Annotated in this window: 16 protein-coding genes; 7 read left to right on the forward strand and 9 right to left on the reverse strand. The window is 62.0% G+C overall.

The window, feature by feature from the left end; genetic code table 11:
- The first annotated feature begins 132 nt into the window (after positions 1 to 132).
- Entirely contained in the window at positions 133 to 663 is a 531-nt protein-coding gene (locus ACTG2O_RS18740; RefSeq protein ID WP_005350438.1) for a DUF1523 family protein, read from the forward strand.
- Complete coding sequence (locus ACTG2O_RS18745; protein ID WP_005337957.1) at positions 660 to 956, forward strand: winged helix-turn-helix domain-containing protein; 297 nt, start codon at positions 660 to 662, stop codon at positions 954 to 956. The genes ACTG2O_RS18740 and ACTG2O_RS18745 overlap by 4 nt, the downstream gene beginning before the upstream one ends.
- 101 nt (positions 957 to 1057) lie before the next feature.
- Here the strand turns inward: ACTG2O_RS18745 and ACTG2O_RS18750 are convergent, their stop codons facing one another.
- Positions 1058 to 1525, reverse strand: coding sequence for a hypothetical protein (locus ACTG2O_RS18750; protein WP_005337958.1), 468 nt, complete (start codon positions 1523 to 1525; stop codon positions 1058 to 1060).
- A 33-nt stretch (positions 1526 to 1558) separates the two neighbouring features.
- Positions 1559 to 2494 carry a pyrimidine-specific ribonucleoside hydrolase RihA gene (rihA, locus tag ACTG2O_RS18755; protein WP_236284595.1) on the reverse strand — a complete coding sequence of 312 codons (936 nt, stop codon included), beginning with the start codon at positions 2492 to 2494 and terminating at the stop codon, positions 1559 to 1561.
- A 255-nt stretch (positions 2495 to 2749) separates the two neighbouring features.
- Here rihA and ACTG2O_RS18760 point away from each other — a divergent pair, with 255 nt between their 5' ends.
- Positions 2750 to 3445, forward strand: a complete 696-nt coding sequence (locus tag ACTG2O_RS18760; protein ID WP_439976675.1) for an RluA family pseudouridine synthase — start codon at positions 2750 to 2752, stop codon at positions 3443 to 3445.
- A gap of 154 nt (positions 3446 to 3599) precedes the next feature.
- Here ACTG2O_RS18760 and udp read toward each other — a convergent pair whose 3' ends face one another.
- Entirely contained in the window at positions 3600 to 4355 is a 756-nt protein-coding gene (udp, locus tag ACTG2O_RS18765) for a uridine phosphorylase (protein WP_005337975.1), read from the reverse strand.
- A gap of 382 nt (positions 4356 to 4737) precedes the next feature.
- Between udp and yiaY the strand changes: the two genes are divergently transcribed.
- The 3 genes from yiaY to ACTG2O_RS18780 all read left to right on the forward strand — a co-directional run bounded on the left by yiaY (position 4738) and on the right by ACTG2O_RS18780 (position 7165).
- Positions 4738 to 5889 (forward strand): L-threonine dehydrogenase, encoded by a 1152-nt coding sequence (yiaY, locus tag ACTG2O_RS18770; RefSeq protein ID WP_005359322.1) that lies wholly within the window; start codon positions 4738 to 4740, stop codon positions 5887 to 5889.
- Positions 5890 to 6025: 136 nt separating this feature from the next.
- The gene (bamE, locus tag ACTG2O_RS18775; RefSeq protein WP_005337980.1) at positions 6026 to 6364 is read left to right on the forward strand and encodes an outer membrane protein assembly factor BamE; all 339 of its coding nucleotides are present in this window, start codon (positions 6026 to 6028) and stop codon (positions 6362 to 6364) included.
- 171 nt (positions 6365 to 6535) lie between these two features.
- The gene (locus ACTG2O_RS18780) at positions 6536 to 7165 is read left to right on the forward strand and encodes an NAD(P)H-binding protein (protein ID WP_139429013.1); all 630 of its coding nucleotides are present in this window, start codon (positions 6536 to 6538) and stop codon (positions 7163 to 7165) included.
- 146 nt (positions 7166 to 7311) lie between these two features.
- Here ACTG2O_RS18780 and ACTG2O_RS18785 read toward each other — a convergent pair whose 3' ends face one another.
- A complete protein-coding gene (locus tag ACTG2O_RS18785; RefSeq protein ID WP_439976470.1) occupies positions 7312 to 9006 on the reverse strand; it encodes a pyridoxal phosphate-dependent decarboxylase family protein in 1695 nt (564 codons plus the stop codon).
- Positions 9007 to 9229: 223 nt separating this feature from the next.
- A complete protein-coding gene (locus ACTG2O_RS18790) occupies positions 9230 to 10246 on the reverse strand; it encodes a lipoate--protein ligase A (RefSeq protein WP_439976471.1) in 1017 nt (338 codons plus the stop codon).
- A 431-nt stretch (positions 10247 to 10677) separates the two neighbouring features.
- On the opposite strand from ACTG2O_RS18790, the gene ACTG2O_RS18795 reads away from it, so the two are divergent.
- On the forward strand, positions 10678 to 13140 hold the full coding sequence (locus ACTG2O_RS18795; protein ID WP_439976472.1) for a diguanylate cyclase domain-containing protein: 2463 nt from the start codon (positions 10678 to 10680) through the stop codon (positions 13138 to 13140).
- Positions 13141 to 13191: 51 nt separating this feature from the next.
- Here ACTG2O_RS18795 and ACTG2O_RS18800 read toward each other — a convergent pair whose 3' ends face one another.
- The 4 genes from ACTG2O_RS18800 to ACTG2O_RS18815 are packed head-to-tail and all read right to left on the reverse strand — an operon-like array spanning position 13192 to position 17427.
- Positions 13192 to 14391, reverse strand: coding sequence for an ABC transporter permease (locus tag ACTG2O_RS18800; protein ID WP_236284592.1), 1200 nt, complete (start codon positions 14389 to 14391; stop codon positions 13192 to 13194).
- Complete coding sequence (locus ACTG2O_RS18805; RefSeq protein ID WP_236284591.1) at positions 14391 to 15605, reverse strand: ABC transporter permease; 1215 nt, start codon at positions 15603 to 15605, stop codon at positions 14391 to 14393. The genes ACTG2O_RS18800 and ACTG2O_RS18805 overlap by 1 nt, the downstream gene beginning before the upstream one ends.
- Positions 15606 to 16295, reverse strand: a complete 690-nt coding sequence (locus ACTG2O_RS18810) for an ABC transporter ATP-binding protein (RefSeq protein ID WP_439976473.1) — start codon at positions 16293 to 16295, stop codon at positions 15606 to 15608.
- Positions 16288 to 17427 carry an efflux RND transporter periplasmic adaptor subunit gene (locus tag ACTG2O_RS18815; RefSeq protein WP_439976474.1) on the reverse strand — a complete coding sequence of 380 codons (1140 nt, stop codon included), beginning with the start codon at positions 17425 to 17427 and terminating at the stop codon, positions 16288 to 16290. The genes ACTG2O_RS18810 and ACTG2O_RS18815 overlap by 8 nt, the downstream gene beginning before the upstream one ends.
- Positions 17428 to 17435 lie beyond the last annotated feature (8 nt).

The raw sequence follows: 17435 nt of genomic DNA on the forward strand, positions 1-17435 counted from the left end.
TTGTTGATGGAGCAATGGCTTTGTCTCTGTTTTAAACGCCATTTTTTGGCCGTTGGTGCCATAAGGGGCTGGGCTGAGGGGGCAAATGTGAGTATGGTAGAGGCACGTCACTCCCCCTCACGTGAGAACACCATGAGCCTGAGATTCAAGAAACCCGCTTTTATCGCCCTGGGGCTCATCGCCCTCATTTCCGCCGCCTGGCTCGACTACTACCTGCCGGAGCACACCATCGCCACCATCACCGGGGTCGAGGTGAAGCGCACCGACAAGGATGGCCCCATCAGCCAGAAAAACCCGGCTGACGGCCCCACCACCGACGTCTATTACATCTACACCGAGCGCCCCGGCGAGAAGATCCGGGTGTTTCGCAATGAAGATACCGAGTGGGGCTGGCCCTTCTACTTCAAATTCAACGCCGCCGACGTCCAGGCCAAGGCCAAGTCGATGGAGTTCGAGAAACGCCTGGCCATCATTACCTCCTACGGCTGGCGCGTGAATATGTTCTCCATGTTCCCCAACGTCACCAAGATTGAGAGCACAGAGCCTGACGCCTCCACCTGGAGCTTCTTCCGCTGGTTCTGGTTCGGCCTCTGGGCGCTGGTGATGGGCAAGGCAGCCATTGCGACCTGGCGCTACTTCGATCGTCTTGAGGACGAGCTATGAGTGAGCCGAGCAAGACCCGCACCAGCTTTTACCGGCGACTCTACGTGGCCTGGCTGATCAGTCAGGGCACGGATACGGTGCCTGCCATCATGGAGGCAACCGGCATGCCGCGCCGCACCGCGCAGGATACCCTGACGGCACTGGCCGAACTCGATATCAGCTGCGCCTTCGAGCAGACCGAGGGGGCTCGCCATCTGCAGGGGCACTACCGCATCAGCGACTGGGGCCCCATCAACCCGGCGTGGATCAAGGCTCAACTGCCGCTTATCAAAGAGACGTTGAGCTATCCCTGATCCGAGAACCGCTCTGCAATCACACTCTGCTTTAAATTAAAGAGGGGCCAGCCGGCAAGGCTGGCCCCTCTTTTTTCAGGCCGATGGCGTGACAGGTGGCTCTACTCGGGCATGGCCGAATCCTCAAGCTCCCCGTCAGACTCGCCGCGGGTGCAGTCGATGATGGAGCGCTTGGGGTTGTTGGGATCGCGCAGCAGCAGGGGCGCCAACCCCTCGTCATGCTTCTGCTCGTCGCCAAACTCGCTGCCGTAGGCGTTGTGGGTCAGCCGGCGGGCGTTGGCGATGGGGGTATCGACAAAGAGGGCGTGCACTTCGAAGCTGGAGGCTGGCACGATAAAACCGACCACCGGCAAGCCGTGCAGCTCCTCGTGCACCTTGTACCAGGCAAAGCCGTCGCTCACCTTGTAGGGGGTGTAGTTGGCCAGCTGTAGATTGGCAGGCCTGCCCGTCTCATCCACATAGAGATCGGTAAATTCACAGGTCGCCAGCCCCTGCCACATCCGCTCGAATGGCGTCGCACAGCCTGTCAGTTGCAACCCGGCCAGCAGCACCAAGCCTCTCTTCCACATTCCCCGCCCCTTCTTGCAAAAATGAACCGGCGCTCAGTCAAACGCCCGCAGCCGCGTCACCAGCAGATCGATAAAGCCCGGACGATCCAGCCCCAACAATACCAGCGCATTGGCTGGCTTGCCGGTCAGACCATAACGATCCACCACCGTCATCCCCACGGTATGCACCCCGCTGGTCTCGATATCGACCCGGCACTCGACCCCGTGGAACAGCTCGGGAGCCAGCAACCAGGCAATGGTACAGGGGTCGTGCAGCGGTGCACCAGCAAATCCCCACTTGGGATCCCGATGGTAGATCATGAAAAAGTCGAGCAGACCGGCCACGCACTGGGCCACCGGATTGGTGATGGCGCGCACCCGCTCGATATCCTCATCCATCACTTGCGCCTCATGGGTCACATCAAGGCCACACATGGTAATTGGGATGCCCGACTTGAACACCATATCGGCAGCTTCCGGGTCCACATAAATATTGAATTCCGCCGCAGGCGTCCAGTTGCCGGCCCCTGCGGCGCCCCCCATCAGCACGATGCGGGCAATCCTGGGTTTTAGCTCGGGGTGAGCCGCCAGCAGCAGGGCGATATTGGTGAGTGGGCCGGTCGGCACCAGAGTCACGGGCTCCGGGCTCTCTCGCAGACATCTGGCCATCAACTCGATCCCCGTCATCCCCTGCGGTGCAAAGGCGGGATCCGGCAACTTGGGGCCATCGAGGCCCGATTCGCCATGGACGTTGTCGGCGATAATCAACTCGCGGGCCAGCGGTTTCGGCGCCCCGGCCGCCACCGGAATATCGTCCCGCCCCAGCAAGGTGAGGATGCGCAGGGCATTGTTGAGGGTCTTGTCCGGCGTCTGGTTGCCCGCACTGGTGGTGACCGCCAGCACCTTCAGTTCAGGGCTGGCCAGCGCCAGAATGAGGGCGATGGCGTCGTCGTGGCCGGGATCACAATCAAGAATAACGGGCAGTGCCATGGGATGAGTCCTTACAACATAACAGGGAGCCATACCTTAACAAGCAAGCCTCGGATGAACTCGGGAAGGGGTCACAAAACGGGGCCTTGTTGCTGACCAAGGCGGTTTGCACGGCACACCGCCTCGCTCAACACGGCTCATTATCAAGAGGTTGCATAAAGCCATCCCGATCATTCTCCGAAACAGCGCACCGCCCATTCGCCCGGCCGTGCCGGTTCGGGTATGATCGACCCCCGTTTTCTGCCCGTGCGCCCTATGTCCGTTATCGTCGACACCTTTATCGCCCCGCCCTGCAGTGCCGCCATCGAGATCCTGTTCGAAGATGAGCACCTGCTGCTCATCAACAAGCCGAGCGGCCTGCTGAGTCTGTCGGGCAAGAACCCGCAGAACCTCGACTCGGTTCACTATCGACTGGTGCAGGATTTCCCAGGCTGCACCCTGGTGCATCGCCTAGATTTTGGCACCTCAGGCATCATGGTGGTCGCCAGAAACAAGGCCATCAATGCCCTGCTCTGCCAGCAGTTCAGCCAGCGGGCGGTGAGCAAAGCCTACAGCGCCCTGCTGTGCGGTCATCTGATTGACGACGAAGGGGTTATCGACGCCCCCATCGCCAAGGATCCGGCCCTCTTTCCGCTGATGAAGATCTGCGCCGCCAGCGGCAAACCCGCCCGCTCCCACTATCAGGTGATTGAGCGGCTGGAGTTGCAGATGCAGGGGCAGACCGTGCCTTTGACCCGGGTACGACTGGTGCCGGAGACCGGCCGCACCCATCAGCTGCGCATCCACAGTCAGTTGCTGGGCCACCCCATCCTCGGCTGCGATCTCTATGGCGGCCTGCAGCAACCCGGCTGCGAACAGGCGCCGCGGCTGATGCTGCATGCCAGCGAGCTGGATTTTGCTCATCCGGTGAGCGGCGAGCCGATGCAGATCCGCTGTGCCGCGCCTTTTTAGGAGCAATCAGTAGAGGCCGTCAGTAGATGGCAATAGACGCGAGTGCGGCGGGAATAGAGAAAGGCGTGACGCGAGAAGAAAAGGGACAAATGGCGGATAAAGATAGGGGCCGCGCTTTCGCAACGGCCCCCACCCCCCACTCTTTGTGGTGCTATCAGATCAGCTTGCGGGCAGCGCCCAGTACGATCTTGATGGCATCAGATTCGGTCTTCGCCATGGTCTCGGCGTTCGGGATCTCTTGCTGGGTACGGTTGACGATAACGCCAGCCACCATACCGGCACGCAGGCCCTGGCTGGAGCACATGGTCAGCAGGGTTGCAGATTCCATCTCATAGTTCAGCACGCCCATGGCTTGCCACTCTTTCATGGAACCCTGGAAACGGCTCACTACGCGGCCGGATACGGTGTCGTAACGCTCCTGACCCGGGTAGAAGGTGTCGGAGGAGGCAGTCACACCGATGTGCAGCTTGGAGCCCATCTCTTTGGCGGTGTTAACCAGCGCGGTGGTGCAGTCGAAGTCGGCAACAGCCGGGAACTCCATCGGTGCGAAGTGCAAGCTGGCACCGTCGAGGCGCACGGAACCGGTGGTCACGATCACGTCACCCACGTTCAGGTGCGGCTGGATGGCGCCGGTGGTGCCGATACGCAGGAAGGTGCGGATACCCAGCTGGGCCAGCTCTTCCACTGCGATGGAGGTGGACGGGCCACCGATACCGGTAGAGCAGATGATCACGGCCTTGCCGTCCATCTCGCCACGCCAGGTAGTGAATTCACGATGGCTGGCCAGGTGTACCGGGTTATCCAACAGCTCTGCGATACGCTTTACACGCTCGGGGTCACCGGGGACGATCGCCAGGGTGGCGCCTTGCAGATCAGCTTTCTTCAAACCCAAGTGAAATACATCAGACATATTGGACTCCTGGTTGCCCCCTGCCAGCATGGTCAGGACGCAAATTAAGATGATTCTTTATGATACTTTCAAGCCTTTACCCCCCTCTTCGGGGAGGCGCCAACTATGGTCGAAAGCGCTTTCCAATTCCTTGAAGCGCCTCACACTTCCACGCATTGACAGTGACAAACATTACGCAAAACGTTTGCTAACTCAATGAAATAATTGACAAACGTTTTTCTGCAAATCGAGTCAGATGCGGGAAAGTCAAGCCTGGTTCAGCGCTTAATTAACGACTCGTGATCGACCCCGTAAAGTTGTAAACAAGATGCTTTTGTATCCCTTTCTAGATGGTAGCCTAGCTCTCAAATACCACTTAATGGCTAACTATAGGAAGTCCATCATGGCTACATTCAAGTTCTATATTCCCGCTATCAACCTGATGGGTGCCGGCTGTCTGCAAGAGGCTGCTGCCGATATCAAGGGTTACGGCTACCGCAAGGCGCTGATCGTCACCGACAAAATTCTCAACCAGATCGGCGTGGTCGCCAAGCTCACCACCCTGTTGGCTGAACATGGCATTGAAAGCGCTGTTTTCGATGAGACCAAACCCAACCCCACTACCAGCAACGTCGAAGCGGGTCTGGCGATGATCAAGGCCAACGGCTGTGATTGTGTCATCTCGCTGGGTGGCGGCTCGCCCCACGACTGCGCCAAGGGCATCGCGCTGGTCGCCGCCAACGGTGGCAGCATCAAGGATTACGAAGGGGTGGATCGCTCCGCCAAACCGCAACTGCCGCTTATCGCCATCAACACCACCGCCGGTACCGCCTCCGAGATGACCCGCTTCTGCATCATCACCGACGAAGCGCGCCACGTGAAAATGGCCATCATCGACAAGCACGTTACCCCGCTGATGTCGGTCAACGATCCCGAGCTGATGCTGGCCAAGCCAGCGGGTCTCACCGCCGCCACCGGTATGGATGCCCTGACCCACGCCATCGAGGCCTATGTCTCCACCATCGCCACCCCGGTGACCGATGCCAGCGCCGTGATGGCCATCGAGCTGATTGCCAAGCACCTGCGCACCGCCGTTCACCATGGCGATGACCTGCATGCCCGCGAGCAGATGGCCTACGCCCAGTTCCTGGCCGGCATGGCCTTCAACAACGCAAGCCTGGGCTATGTGCACGCCATGGCCCACCAGCTGGGCGGTTTCTATGACCTGCCCCACGGTGTCTGCAACGCCGTGCTGCTGCCCCACGTTCAGGCGTTCAACGCTCAGGTGAGCGCGGCTCGTCTGAAGGATGTAGCCCGCTATATGGGTGTTGACGTGAGCGCCATGAGCGACGAACAGGGCGCTGCCGCGGCCATTGCCGCCATCAAGCAGCTGGCGCTGGATGTGAAGATCCCGGCCGGTCTGGAGCAGCTCGGCGTCAAGGCCGATGACTTCGATACCCTGGCCAGCAACGCCCTGAAAGATGCCTGCGGCTTCACCAACCCGAAACAGGCGAGCCACGAAGAGATCGTCGCCATCTTCCGCGCGGCGATGTGACGGCTGCCGGATTGCCAGAAAGGGTCGCAGTGCGGCCCTTTTTATTGGCTGATGGATCAATGGCTTTTTACTTCCGTGGAGGGAGTCGGTATGATTTGCCGAGCCAAAAAGACTGTATGGATGATCTGAACTCGATATGCGGATGAAACACCTGATTGCCGCGGCTTTGACCGCCCTCACCCTCTCCGGTTGCAGCCTGGTCTATCGTATCGATATTCCCCAGGGCAACTATGTGGAACAAAAACAGGTCGACAAACTGCGCCAGGGGATGACCCGCGAGCAGGTCAGCTATGTGCTGGGGACCCCCATGCTGCGTGACGGCTTTGACCCCAACACCTGGTACTACCTCTATGAATTCCAGCCGGGCCACGGCGACAAGGAGCGCAAAGAGCTCACTGTCACCTTCGCCAACGACAGGCTGACCACAGTGACGGGTGACTTCCCGCTGCCAGCAGCCTTCAATACCCCGCTCTGATATTCCGCAAAACCGGCCTCGCGCCGGTTTTGTTTTATCCAGTCCCGCGTAATTCATCCTGCCCGACAACACTGAGTCATTTCTCCCCATTGCAGCTGCCCGCAAATTGCCTGATGCTGATGAACAGCCACCATGGCATCAACACCATCGAATGACACAGGGAGCATCCCCATGAGCCGGATCCTGATTGCCGGAGCCAGCGGCCTGATCGGTCGCGAACTGCTGCAGCAACTGCCTGCCGAACATGAACTGACCCTGCTCTGTCGCAAGCCGGGCAAGGAGGCACACCACTGGCTGCCGGTCAATTTTGATGATCTGGCCAGCGTCACCCTCTCCCGCCCGGTGGATATCGCCTTCTGTGCCCTCGGTACCACCCGCAAGGAAGCAGGCTCTGCCGAGGCGTTTCGCCGGGTCGATCTCGACTATGTGATCGCCTTTGCCGAACTGGCCCGCCGCCACGGTTGTCAACGGCTCATCGTGGTCTCGAGCATGGGGGCCAGCGCATCGTCACCGGCTCTCTATCCGCGAACCAAGGGGGAGATGGAGCAGGCCCTGCTGGCCCAATACTGGCCACGGCTCGCCATCGTGCGGCCCGCCATGCTGCTCGGAGATCGCCAGCCACCGCGCCTCTCCGAGCAGATCTTTCAGACCATCTACCCGCTGTTTCGGCCGCTGCTGGTGGGCAAGCTCGTCCGCTGGCGCGCCATCGAGGCCCGTCAGGTGGCCCGCGCCATGATCGCCCTCTCGAAACTGCCCGCCGGGTGCGAGATTGTCGAAAACGAGCAACTGCTGGCTCTCTGAACCCGACCTTCCCCACTACTTAAGCTCTATGCCGTAAAAACAGCAGGGCAAGCCAATTGGCTTGCCCTTTGTCTATCTGTTGGCGTGATACACCCCAACCATCTCTTGCCACCATTGACCGCGCTCGGCAGTCAGGGCAACCGCCATCAACCGCGAATATGGTCGATAAAGGCGTCGATCTGCTCGCGGGTGCAGGCGGGGTTCATAAAGACGACCTTCTCCCCTGCGATGTAGGAATATTTGCCCCGTGCGTCATAGTCGGAATGGGCCACCGCCTCCACCCAGTTGGTGTAGAGCCCCACCTTGCCGCGCCCCTTGAACAGGCCGCGGTGGTAATCGGTGTTGCGCTGCAAGCGCGCCTTGTAGGCAGGGTCGCTGGAGCGGGCCAGCTCGAAGGCGAACTCGGCCTCCGGATCGCTCACCCACTCGGGGTTGTAGATCTTGAAGCCGACACTCGGCCCCTGATTCTCCTGCGCCACCAGCTTGACGTTGCCAAGCTGACTCAGGCGATAGCGGAAGTAGTTGGCATTTTGCAGGCAGTGGGCCAGCACGATGCGATACCCCTCGACCCCCATATAGTTGAGCGCCGCATAGGCACCGAACAGACCACTCGCGCCACGGGAGCACTCGATGGTGGATTGCAGGTGGGTCTGGCCCTGAATGTCCCGCTCGAAGTAGGAGAAGTTCTCCGGGTCATTCTCCATCGCCTTGAGGTCATCCTGCTCTTTAATCATCACCAGACTGGAGGTGTAGGGCACATAACCCCACTTCTGGAAGTCGACGGTAAAGGAGTCGGCATATTTCAGCTCGGCAAAGCGTGCCACGTTGCGCTCGATCCCCGCCAGAGTCGCGCTGTTGATGGCGAGCGGGTTGGCGGCAAAGTCGTAACCCAGGAAGAAGATCATCGACCAGCCGATGGCGGCATCCACGTGGATATGGGGCTTGACCGCCACTTCGAACTGCTCGCAGAGGCGATTGCGCAGCTCGAAAACTGGTTTCACCTGATCCACACCGAAGGTGTCGGTGGTGCCCATGGTGAGCATGATGGTCGGCACCACGTGTTTCAGGGCAAAACAGGCGGTCAGGGTGCGCTCGAGGTGGTCGAGATCGATGTCGTTGTTCTCGCCGACCTGAATGCGGATGGTCTTGTTCTCGATGTCGACCCCGAGCAGGGAGAGGTTGGTGATGTTGGAGTAATGCCCCCCCTGAGAGTTGATGATGCGGTAATCCTGATAGTGACCGAGCCCCTTGTGCTTGGCCTCCGGCAGGCTTTTGCGAATGCCGAGCAGGTAGCCGTAGAGGTTACAGAAGGTCCCCCCCTGGGTGAAGATGCCGGTGGCGCGCTCGGGATCATAGCCTGCCAGCAGCGCAATCTGGCGCACCACCTTCTTCTCCAGCTCCTCGGCCACTCCGGCATATTCGGAGTAGACCAGATTGGGGTTGGCCAAAATGCCCAGCTGGGCGCCATAGATAGCGGGATCCGCCGACATAGTGATGACATTCTCGACGCTGGAGGGGTTCTCCCAATCCTTCGACAGCGCGGCGGCAAACAACAGCTCGGCCATCGGCTCGCCCGGGGTGCGCATGGTGGCGGGCACCGGCATGGTCTCGCAGAGATCGGCCAGGCGGGCACGGCCATCAGGCCAGGCATTCAGGCGGGCATCGGGGGCCAGGCCACGGGCCCGAAATTCGTTGAGGGTGGCAAATCCGGGTTCGCGAAAAACGGGCCAGAGATCGGGATTGCGCGAGAAAAAGTTGGCTTTGACGGTGGCGAAACGGGCGGAGAAATCGGGGTGGACGGCATTGACGCTTTCGTCTTGCAGATAAACTAAGTCACTCATTTTTATACCATTAGTACAGCAAATGTGCGGCCGTTATACCCCTGTACCAGCGGGGCCGACAGTGACAATATCTAATGGCCTACCCTACTTTTTGTCATGTATCAGCCATCACAAGGGCTGGCAAAAAGGCGCCTTTGAGGCGCCTCTTTATATTTCGTGATCTTGCTCCCATCCTGGCTGACAGCGCCCTCACTACCGGACCGCCACCAGTACAGCGCTCCCCTCAACGCAGGGAGGCCAACAGCCACCGAGCAAACTCCGTCAGCTCACTCTGCTGCTGCGGGAAGGCCGCCAGCCAGTGCTGCAGGCGTGCGGAAACAGCGTCCGGTCGATAGCCGCAACCCGCCAGTTCGGCCGCCAACCGATCAAACGGGGCCGGCTCCAGAGTATCGCTAAAGAGCTGCGCCCGGGTGATGACCCCTTTCTCCACATCAAAGTGCAACTCCACCCCGCCCCAGCTGAACCGCTCCTCCAGCAGATGGCTGAAGGCCGGGGCATGGCCATAGTTCCACTCCCAGCTGCGCTGGCGGGCGAAGGTCTCGGCAAAGCCCGGCAGATCCGGCATCTGCTCGGGGGAGATCTGCTCGGGCTCAACTCGCGCGCCGTAATGGTGGAAGAAGGCCTCGACCAGCGCCTCACTCACCTGTTGATGACCGATCCCTGGCAACAGTTCGCACAGATTGGCCACCCGGCTGCGCACCGAGGTGATCCCCTTGGCCGCCAGCTTCTTGGGGTCGGGGTTGAGGTAGTTGGCAAGGCGGCCGAGATCGGCGTCCAGCAGCAGGGTGCCGTGGTGGAATCCGCGATCCAGAGTCTCCCGATAGGCCGACCCCGATACCTTGCGCTCCCCGTCCGGGGTGGCCACCAGCAGATCGTTGCGACCGGAGGCAAACGCCTCGATCCCCAATCGCTTGAGCCCGTCCAGCACGATGGCGGTGGAGATGCTCTTGTCATACTCCGGCTTGCCCGCCATGAAGGTAAAACAGCTGTTGCCAAGGTCGTGGAACACGGCGCCACCACCGCTGCTGCGACGCGCCAGAGTGACCTCGTCCTCTTCCATGCGGCGGGTGTTGCACTCCTTCCACGGATTCTGGGCACGACCGATCACCACGGTATTGGCGTTGCGCCAGAGGAACAGCACCCGCTGGCCGGGGTCCATCTGGCGGAATATGCACTCCTCGACGGCCAGATTGAACAGCGGATCGTGAGAGTCGGAGACAAGCAGACGCAAGCGGGACATAAAAAGACCTTATCCGGAACTGGGGACAACATGATAACACTGACGGGGTACCGTCACTGAGCCGTTTCACATTAACCGGTGCGCAGCAGCCGCGACACATTTGCGTCACACCTGACTGCCCCATAAAAGTATCTATTGATATAACGACACAGGTTGACGTGCAACCACGGAAAAAATGCAGTTTAGCCACAATGATAACGATAAAGACGGGAAAAAGTGGCTAGAATGCGACCACTTCGATAGGCCATATGACTCTCTTATTGGTCACATAACTTGCAAAAAAAACGGCATGTATCCATCCCGTGTGATGAACGACACAAAAATGACTTTCCAACTCCCCTATACCCCATTGCAAACGCCTTTTCTCCCCTTGCAGGTTACACAAAATTGCTTGAATCTAGCCTAGACACCGCTCCCGAGAGAAACGTTGTATGACGGAGAACGCAGCCCCCCGCCAGCCCCTCAGCTGGTTTCTGCCAATGCTGGTCGGTATGGTCATCGCGACCCTGACCTCTCCCCCAGTGCGAGCCGGCGAGCAGGTCATCGTCCAGTTGCCGTGGCAACACCAGTTCCAGTTTGCCGGTTACTACGCGGCCATCGCCAAAGGGTTTTATCGGGAGGCCGGTCTGCATGTCACCCTGCGCGAAGCGGACTCCCGCACCGATGTGGTCAGCGAGGTGATCTCGGGAAAGGCCCATTTTGGCATCAGCGGCAGTGATCTGCTGCTGGATCGGGCTGCCGGTCGTCCGGTGGTGGTGCTCGCCGCCCTGCTGCAGCACTCGCCACTGGTTCTGCTCACGCTGGATCGGCCAGATATTCGCAACCCGGCCGATCTGGCCAACAAGCGACTGATGCTGGAGCCTGGCTCCAACGAGCTGCTGACCTACCTTTCTCACCAGACCCGCAGCCGCGACTGGGTCACCCTCCCATACAAACAGGGGATACAGGCACTGCTGGCGGGCAAGGTGGATGCCATCAGTGCCTACAGCACTACCGAGCCCTTCTATCTGCAGCAAAGAGGCATCCCCTATCGGGTTTTCAGTCCGCGCACCATCGACTTCGACTTCTACGGCGACAACCTGTTTACCTCCGAACGGGAGCTGATCACCCGACAGGATCGGGTCTACGCCTTCCAGCAGGCCAGCCTCAAGGGGTGGCGTTATGCGATGGACCACCCCGAAGAGATGATCAACCTCATCATGGAGCAGTACCCGACCGGGGCTGGCCGTGAACAGCTGGAGTTCGAGGCTCGCGAAACCAGAGCGCTGATGCAGCCGGATCCGATCGAACCTGGCTACATGCAGCAGGAGCGCTGGCTGCAGATCGCCAAAACCTATCTGGAGGCGGGCATGCTCACGGTATTGCCCAACCTCGACCGCTTTATCTACGACCCGGCGCAGGAGAGGCTGCGCCAGCAACGGCTGCTGCTCGACAAGAGCGTGGCGGTGGCCATGCTTATCACCTTTACCCTGATGACCCTACTCGGCATCTTCTTGCACCTCTATCTGCGCCTGCGCGAGGAGGCGCGGGATCGCCAGCGGCTGACCCGTGAACTGGCCCAGAGCGAACAGCACTATCGCTTCGTGGCGGAGAACAGCGCCGATGTGATCTGGACCATGGATGCCGCCAGCTTGCGCTTTCGCTACGTCAGCCCGGCTATCGCCCCCCTGAGCGGCTACGAGGCCCCAGAGCTGTTTGCCCTGCCCCTCAAACAGCTGCTGCCGGATGCCTCAAGGAAACTGCTGCGTGAGGAGATCTCCGCAACCCTGGAGGCATGGCAGCGGGGAGAGCATGACCAGACCCGCCGGGTCATTCGCACCCAGCTGCGCCACAAGGATGGCCATCTGGTGGCGACCGAGACCATCACCACCCTCCATGGCAACCACAATGCCCAGCCGGAGGCGATCCTCGGGGTCACCCGGGATATCACCGAGCGGGCAGCACGGGAGGAGATGATGCGCCGCCTCGCCTTCTACGATCCCCTCACCGGGCTGCCCAATCGCCGCTTGCTGCAACAACGGCTTAAGGAGCTGATGGAGCAGGAGGCACCCCGTCCGCTGGCGCTGATGTTTATCGATCTCGATCACTTCAAGCCGATCAACGACACCTTCGGCCATGAGACCGGGGATATTCTGCTCAATATGGTGGCCGAGCGGATGAGCCACTGCGTGCGCAAACAGGATCTGGTGGCACGGCTGGGGGGGGACGAGTTCGTTATCTTGCTGCCGGAAAGTGGCGACGAAGTGCTGGCGGTCGCCGACAAGCTGCACCAGCAGCTGCGCCATCCGTTCCAGCTGGAGGGGCAGGAGCTGCTCATCTCCAGCAGTATCGGGCTGGCGCTCTATCCAGAGCACGGGGAGGATGCCAAGACGCTGATGCACCACGCCGATCAGGCCATGTATCAGGCGAAGAATCGCGGCCGCGGCCGGGTCTGCCTCTATACCGAAGGGCTTGATCCCGAGCAGGGCGCCCTGCTGTGGCAACCCGGCCACGAGTGCGGTCACCCGCGCATCGATGCCGAGCATCGCCAGCTTTTCGTATTGACCAACCGGCTGCTGGAGCGGATGAAAGATCAGCACGAGGATCCGGCCCCGTTTCTGGAGAGTCTGGAGAGCCTGTTCGACATGGCCCGTCATCACTTCGCCTTTGAAGAGCAGATGCTGGCGGAGATCGACTATCGGGAACTCATCAGCCACCGTCAGGATCACCAGCGCCTGCTCAACAAAGCGAGCCAACTGCTGCACGCCGCCAAAGCGGGGACATTGGGCAACGACGAGCTGCTCAACTTTATCATTCAGGAGCTGGTGGTCGGCCACATGAGTCAGGCGGATCGCCGCTACTTTCCCCTGTTCAGATCAGAGCGCAGCCTGTCGGTTGCGGAGGTGGTCGCCTAGTCCCCCTCTGCTCAGACCCGAGCGTAATGCGACTCTTGCGAAAGGGGCGGCCTAGTCACCCCGCAGGGCCACCACGGGGTCGAGACGCACCGCCCGCAGCGCAGGAGCGACCCCGGCCAGCAGACCGATCAGGGCGCTGCAACCGAGCGCCAGCAGCAGATAGAGAGGATGGAGGGTGAGCGGCAAGCCGGCCGCCAGCAGGGTGAGCAGCAGTTTTAGCCCGCCGAGCAGGGCCAGCCCCATGGCCCCGCCCAGCAGCGCCAGCACCACGGCTTCGAGCAGGAACAGCAATAGAATGCGCCGCCGTGGGCAACCCAGCGCCATCAGCAAGCCCACTTCGGGGATCCGCTCCTGCTGGGCGATGCTCATGATGCTGAAGATGCCGACCGCCCCGATCAGCAGCGAGATAATGCCGAGCCCGCCAACCGCCAGCTTGATGATGGAAAGGATCTTGTCGAGGCTGGTCAGCATATCCTGCTGGGAGGTGAGGGTGAAGTCCTCGGCGCCATGGCGGGCGATCAGCACCCGCCGGATCTGGGCGGTGATCTCGGCCTCCGCCTGCCCGGCGCGATAGATGACGTCGATCTCCTGCAGCCCCTCCTTGTTGAACAGCGCCTGGGCGTGAGCGGCGGGCAGATAGATCATGTCGTCCAGATCAAAGCCGAGAAATTGCCCCTTGGGCGCCAGCACCCCGGCCACCCGAAAACGGCGATCACCGGCCCGCAGCAAACTGCCCGGCGCATCTCCGCCGGGAAACAGCTCAGCCGCCACCTTGGCCCCCAGCACCGCATAGGCGCGGGGCATGGCACTGTCGTCCGCAGGCAGAAAACGCCCCAGCACCAGGGTGAGTCGCCAGCCGGAGAGCGCCGCCGGGCCGGTGCCCAGAATGGCGGTGCTGCGGGTGAGCCCACGGCTGCGCACCTCCCCTTGCCCCTGTACCACAGGAAGCGCCGCCTCTACCCCTGCCAATCTGGCGAGGGCATCGGCATCCTCCAGCAGCAGAGGACGGCTGCTGGAGAGGATGCCGGGCGGGCCGCCGGCGGTTTCGGTCTTGCCCGGGGTCACGGCGATCAGCCGGGTGCCGAATTGGGAGAAACTGTCGAGCAGATAGAGCCTGAGCCCCTCGCCGATACCGGTGAGCAGGGTCACCGAGGCGATCCCGATAGCGATGCCCAGCGCCGACAGCAGGCTGCGACTGCGCCCAGCCAGCAAGGCGCGCCAGAGCCAGAACAGCAGATCGGCGGCGCGCATCAGCCACCGCTCCACTGCCCGCTGCGCAGGCTGCTGACCGGATCTTGCCGTGCCGCACGGGAGGCGGGCAGCCAGCTAAAAAACAGCCCGGTCAGCAGGGCCGCCGGTATGGTGCAGAAAGTAGCGAGCAGAGGGACAGCCGCCGGAAATCCGGGCCACAACAACCCGGCGAGGGCAACCAGGGCGTAGCCCAAGACAGTGCCAAACAGCGCGCCACTGCCGCTCAGCAACAGCGCCTCCCACAAAAACAGCTGGCGGATCTGGCGACTGTCGGCCCCCAGCGCCTTGAGCAGGCCGATCTCGCCGGTGCGCTGGCGGGTGCTGATCAGCGCCAGATTCATCATCATGATGCCGGAGACCAGCAGGCTGATGGCGCCAATGCCGGCAACTGCCAGGGTGAGGGTCGAGAGAATGGTGGAGAAGGTGGCCAGCATGGCGTCGCGGCGCACCACTGTCACATCGAGCCCCCCGTGGCGCCCCTGCATCAGCTGCTCCAGCCGCTTGACCAGCGGCGGCACGGCTTGCCCCGCCAGCGGCTGGATCAGCAGCCGAAACAGCCCCTCGGTATTGAACAGCCGCATGGCGCTACCGACAGGGATCAGCGCCGCCTCGGCCATGTCCATCCCCAGATTGCTGCTCTGGCTGGTGAAGACCCCCACCACCCGAAAGCGGCGATTGTCAAAACGCAGCCACTGTCCGACCGGATCGGCCTGACCGAACAGCTCACGGGCCACCTTGGCCCCGAGCAGGACGGCCGGTCGATCCTCTGCGGCATCCCCCGGCAGCCAGCGGCCGGAGAGCAGTTCCAGCCCGTGGGTATCGCGCAGCCCGTTGCTGCTGCCAAGCAGCATGGTCTGACGCAACCGCGCCCCCTGTTTGGCCTCGGCAAAGCCCATCACCAGCGGCACCAGCCGCACGTTTGGCTGGTGCTGGCCAAGGTAGTGCATGTCATCGAGGGTGATCTGCCGCAGACTGTTGCCGGTGACCGGCGGCAGCCCGCCGGTGGTCTCCTTGCGGCCCGGGAACATCACCAGCAGATCCTTGCCAAGGGAGCTGAACTGGTCGGCCACATAGCGCCTCGCCCCCTCCCCCAGCGCGGTGAGCAGCAGCACCGAGGTGACGCTCAAACTCACCGCCAGGATCAAGACCAGCGCCCGTGAGCGCTGGCGCAGCAGGGCCACGGCGGCAAAGCGGATCACATCGGGGCGCCGCATTCAGCCACCGCCGCTATCAATGTTGATGCGGCCATCGTTCATCAGGATCCGCCTGCCCGCACGCTCACCGAGGCGCGGATCGTGGGTCACCACCACCAGCGTGATCCCCTGCTCCCGGTTGAGCCCCTCCAGCAGGCTAATCACCTCCTCCCCGGAGCGGGAGTCGAGATTGCCGGTGGGCTCGTCGGCCAGGATTAGCCGCGGCGCCATCGCCATGGCACGGGCGATGGCTACCCGCTGACGCTGACCGCCGGAGAGCTCGGCGGGGCGGTGCCCGGCCCGGTTCTCCAGCCCCAGCTCCCCCAGCAACTGCTGGCTTCGGCAATGGCGCTCGGCGGGGGCGATCCCGCACAACATCAGCGGCAGCTCGACGTTTTCACGGGCGGTGAGGCGGGAGATAAGGTGAAACGACTGGAACACGAAGCCGATGCGATGGCCGCGCAGCTGGGCCAGCGCCGGCTCTGACAGAGTGGCGGTATCCTCCCCTCCCAGCCAGTAACGCCCCTCATCGGGCCGATCCAGCAGCCCCAGCACATTGAGCAGGGTCGATTTGCCGGAGCCCGAGGGGCCCATCACCGCCAGATACTCCCCCTCGGCAACCCGCAGGGAAACGCGGTCGAGGGCAGCCACTTCGCTCCCCCCCAGAGTGAAACGACGGCTGACTGCATCAAGGCGAATGAGATCACTCATCCGTCTGCTCCGTATCGGCGCTGAAAGGGCCCTCCCCGACAATCTGTCCGGGCTGGGCCGCCAGCCGATCACCGGCGGCGAGCCCCTCGGCGACTTCAATCCAGTTCCAGTTCTCCACACCCCAGCGGGGTACCACCCGCACCAGCTTATCCCCTTCCAGCCGCAGCACGCTGCCATCGTCGGCCCGGCTGCTGGCCGCTACCCGCAGCACATTGGTGGCGCGGGTCACCTCGACTTCAAGGTCGGCGCTGTAGCCGATAAGCAGGGGGACATCGGTGGGTAGGGCAGTGAGCGCCGCCTCCACCTCCACGGTGCGGGCCTGCTTCTCCAGCTCCTTCACATAGGGGGCGATACGGGTGACGGTGGCGGCAAGATCGCGCCCGGGCATGGCATCGAGCAGTACCCGGGCAGACTGGCCCACCTTGAGGCGGGCTGCATCCACCTCATCGATGGGGGCTGAAACATAGAGACAGCGATCGTCGATGAGATCGATAACCGGAGGCATGGCCACTCCGGGCGGTGAGGGAGTCATGTATTCACCCAGCTTGCTGTTGACCTCCGCCACCACACCGGCAAACGGCGCCAGCAGGCGACGCTCGCTCAGGCGGGCCTCCACCTGGGCGACCTGCGCCTCGTCAACCCGCTCCTGCTGACGGGATGCCTGACAGACATAGCGGCGGGTATCGGCCAGATTCTGGGCCTGCTCGGCGAGGGTGCGAGAGGTGAGGTTTTTGGCCAGCAAGGTGGCCAGCCGCTTGGCCTCCCGCTCGTAGTAGGCAGCCTCGCTGCAACGCTCCTCACGCTGGGTCTTGCCGAGCGCCTGCTGGGCCCGGGCACGGGCAAGATCGGCGTGAATATCGTCACTCCAGAGGGTCAGCAGCAGATCTCCCCGGGCTACCCGCTCCCCGGCCTTGACGGCGATCTGCTCCACCACGCCGCCACCGGGCAGACTGAGCCCGGCCCGCTGACACGACTTGATGGTGCCAGCCCGAGTGTTGACCACAGTGACCAGCACATCCCCCCGCCCGACCTCAGCCAGCCTGATCTGCGTCGGCTGCGGTCGCCACCACCATGCCAGAGCAGCCACCGCTACCACAGCGCCACTTCCCCACCACAACCAACCTCTCTTCATCGCGCATC

The sequence above is a fragment of the Aeromonas sp. 61P genome, assembly GCF_051919545.1.
GTDB classification, from domain to species: domain Bacteria; phylum Pseudomonadota; class Gammaproteobacteria; order Enterobacterales; family Aeromonadaceae; genus Aeromonas; species Aeromonas veronii.

Coding starts and splice junctions, on each gene's coding strand:
- ACTG2O_RS18780 (WP_139429013.1), top strand. CDS start 6,536: ATGAGCCGGATCCTGATTGCCGGAGCCAGCGGCCTGATCGGTCGCGAA.
- udp (WP_005337975.1), bottom strand. CDS start 4,355: ATGTCTGATGTATTTCACTTGGGTTTGAAGAAAGCTGATCTGCAAGGC.
- ACTG2O_RS18740 (WP_005350438.1), top strand. CDS start 133: ATGAGCCTGAGATTCAAGAAACCCGCTTTTATCGCCCTGGGGCTCATC.
- ACTG2O_RS18760 (WP_439976675.1), top strand. CDS start 2,750: ATGTCCGTTATCGTCGACACCTTTATCGCCCCGCCCTGCAGTGCCGCC.
- ACTG2O_RS18800 (WP_236284592.1), bottom strand. CDS start 14,391: ATGCGCGCCGCCGATCTGCTGTTCTGGCTCTGGCGCGCCTTGCTGGCT.
- ACTG2O_RS18750 (WP_005337958.1), bottom strand. CDS start 1,525: ATGTGGAAGAGAGGCTTGGTGCTGCTGGCCGGGTTGCAACTGACAGGC.
- yiaY (WP_005359322.1), top strand. CDS start 4,738: ATGGCTACATTCAAGTTCTATATTCCCGCTATCAACCTGATGGGTGCC.
- ACTG2O_RS18790 (WP_439976471.1), bottom strand. CDS start 10,246: ATGTCCCGCTTGCGTCTGCTTGTCTCCGACTCTCACGATCCGCTGTTC.
- bamE (WP_005337980.1), top strand. CDS start 6,026: ATGCGGATGAAACACCTGATTGCCGCGGCTTTGACCGCCCTCACCCTC.
- ACTG2O_RS18795 (WP_439976472.1), top strand. CDS start 10,678: ATGACGGAGAACGCAGCCCCCCGCCAGCCCCTCAGCTGGTTTCTGCCA.
- ACTG2O_RS18805 (WP_236284591.1), bottom strand. CDS start 15,605: ATGCGGCGCCCCGATGTGATCCGCTTTGCCGCCGTGGCCCTGCTGCGC.
- ACTG2O_RS18810 (WP_439976473.1), bottom strand. CDS start 16,295: ATGAGTGATCTCATTCGCCTTGATGCAGTCAGCCGTCGTTTCACTCTG.
- ACTG2O_RS18785 (WP_439976470.1), bottom strand. CDS start 9,006: ATGAGTGACTTAGTTTATCTGCAAGACGAAAGCGTCAATGCCGTCCAC.
- ACTG2O_RS18815 (WP_439976474.1), bottom strand. CDS start 17,427: ATGAAGAGAGGTTGGTTGTGGTGGGGAAGTGGCGCTGTGGTAGCGGTG.
- rihA (WP_236284595.1), bottom strand. CDS start 2,494: ATGGCACTGCCCGTTATTCTTGATTGTGATCCCGGCCACGACGACGCC.
- ACTG2O_RS18745 (WP_005337957.1), top strand. CDS start 660: ATGAGTGAGCCGAGCAAGACCCGCACCAGCTTTTACCGGCGACTCTAC.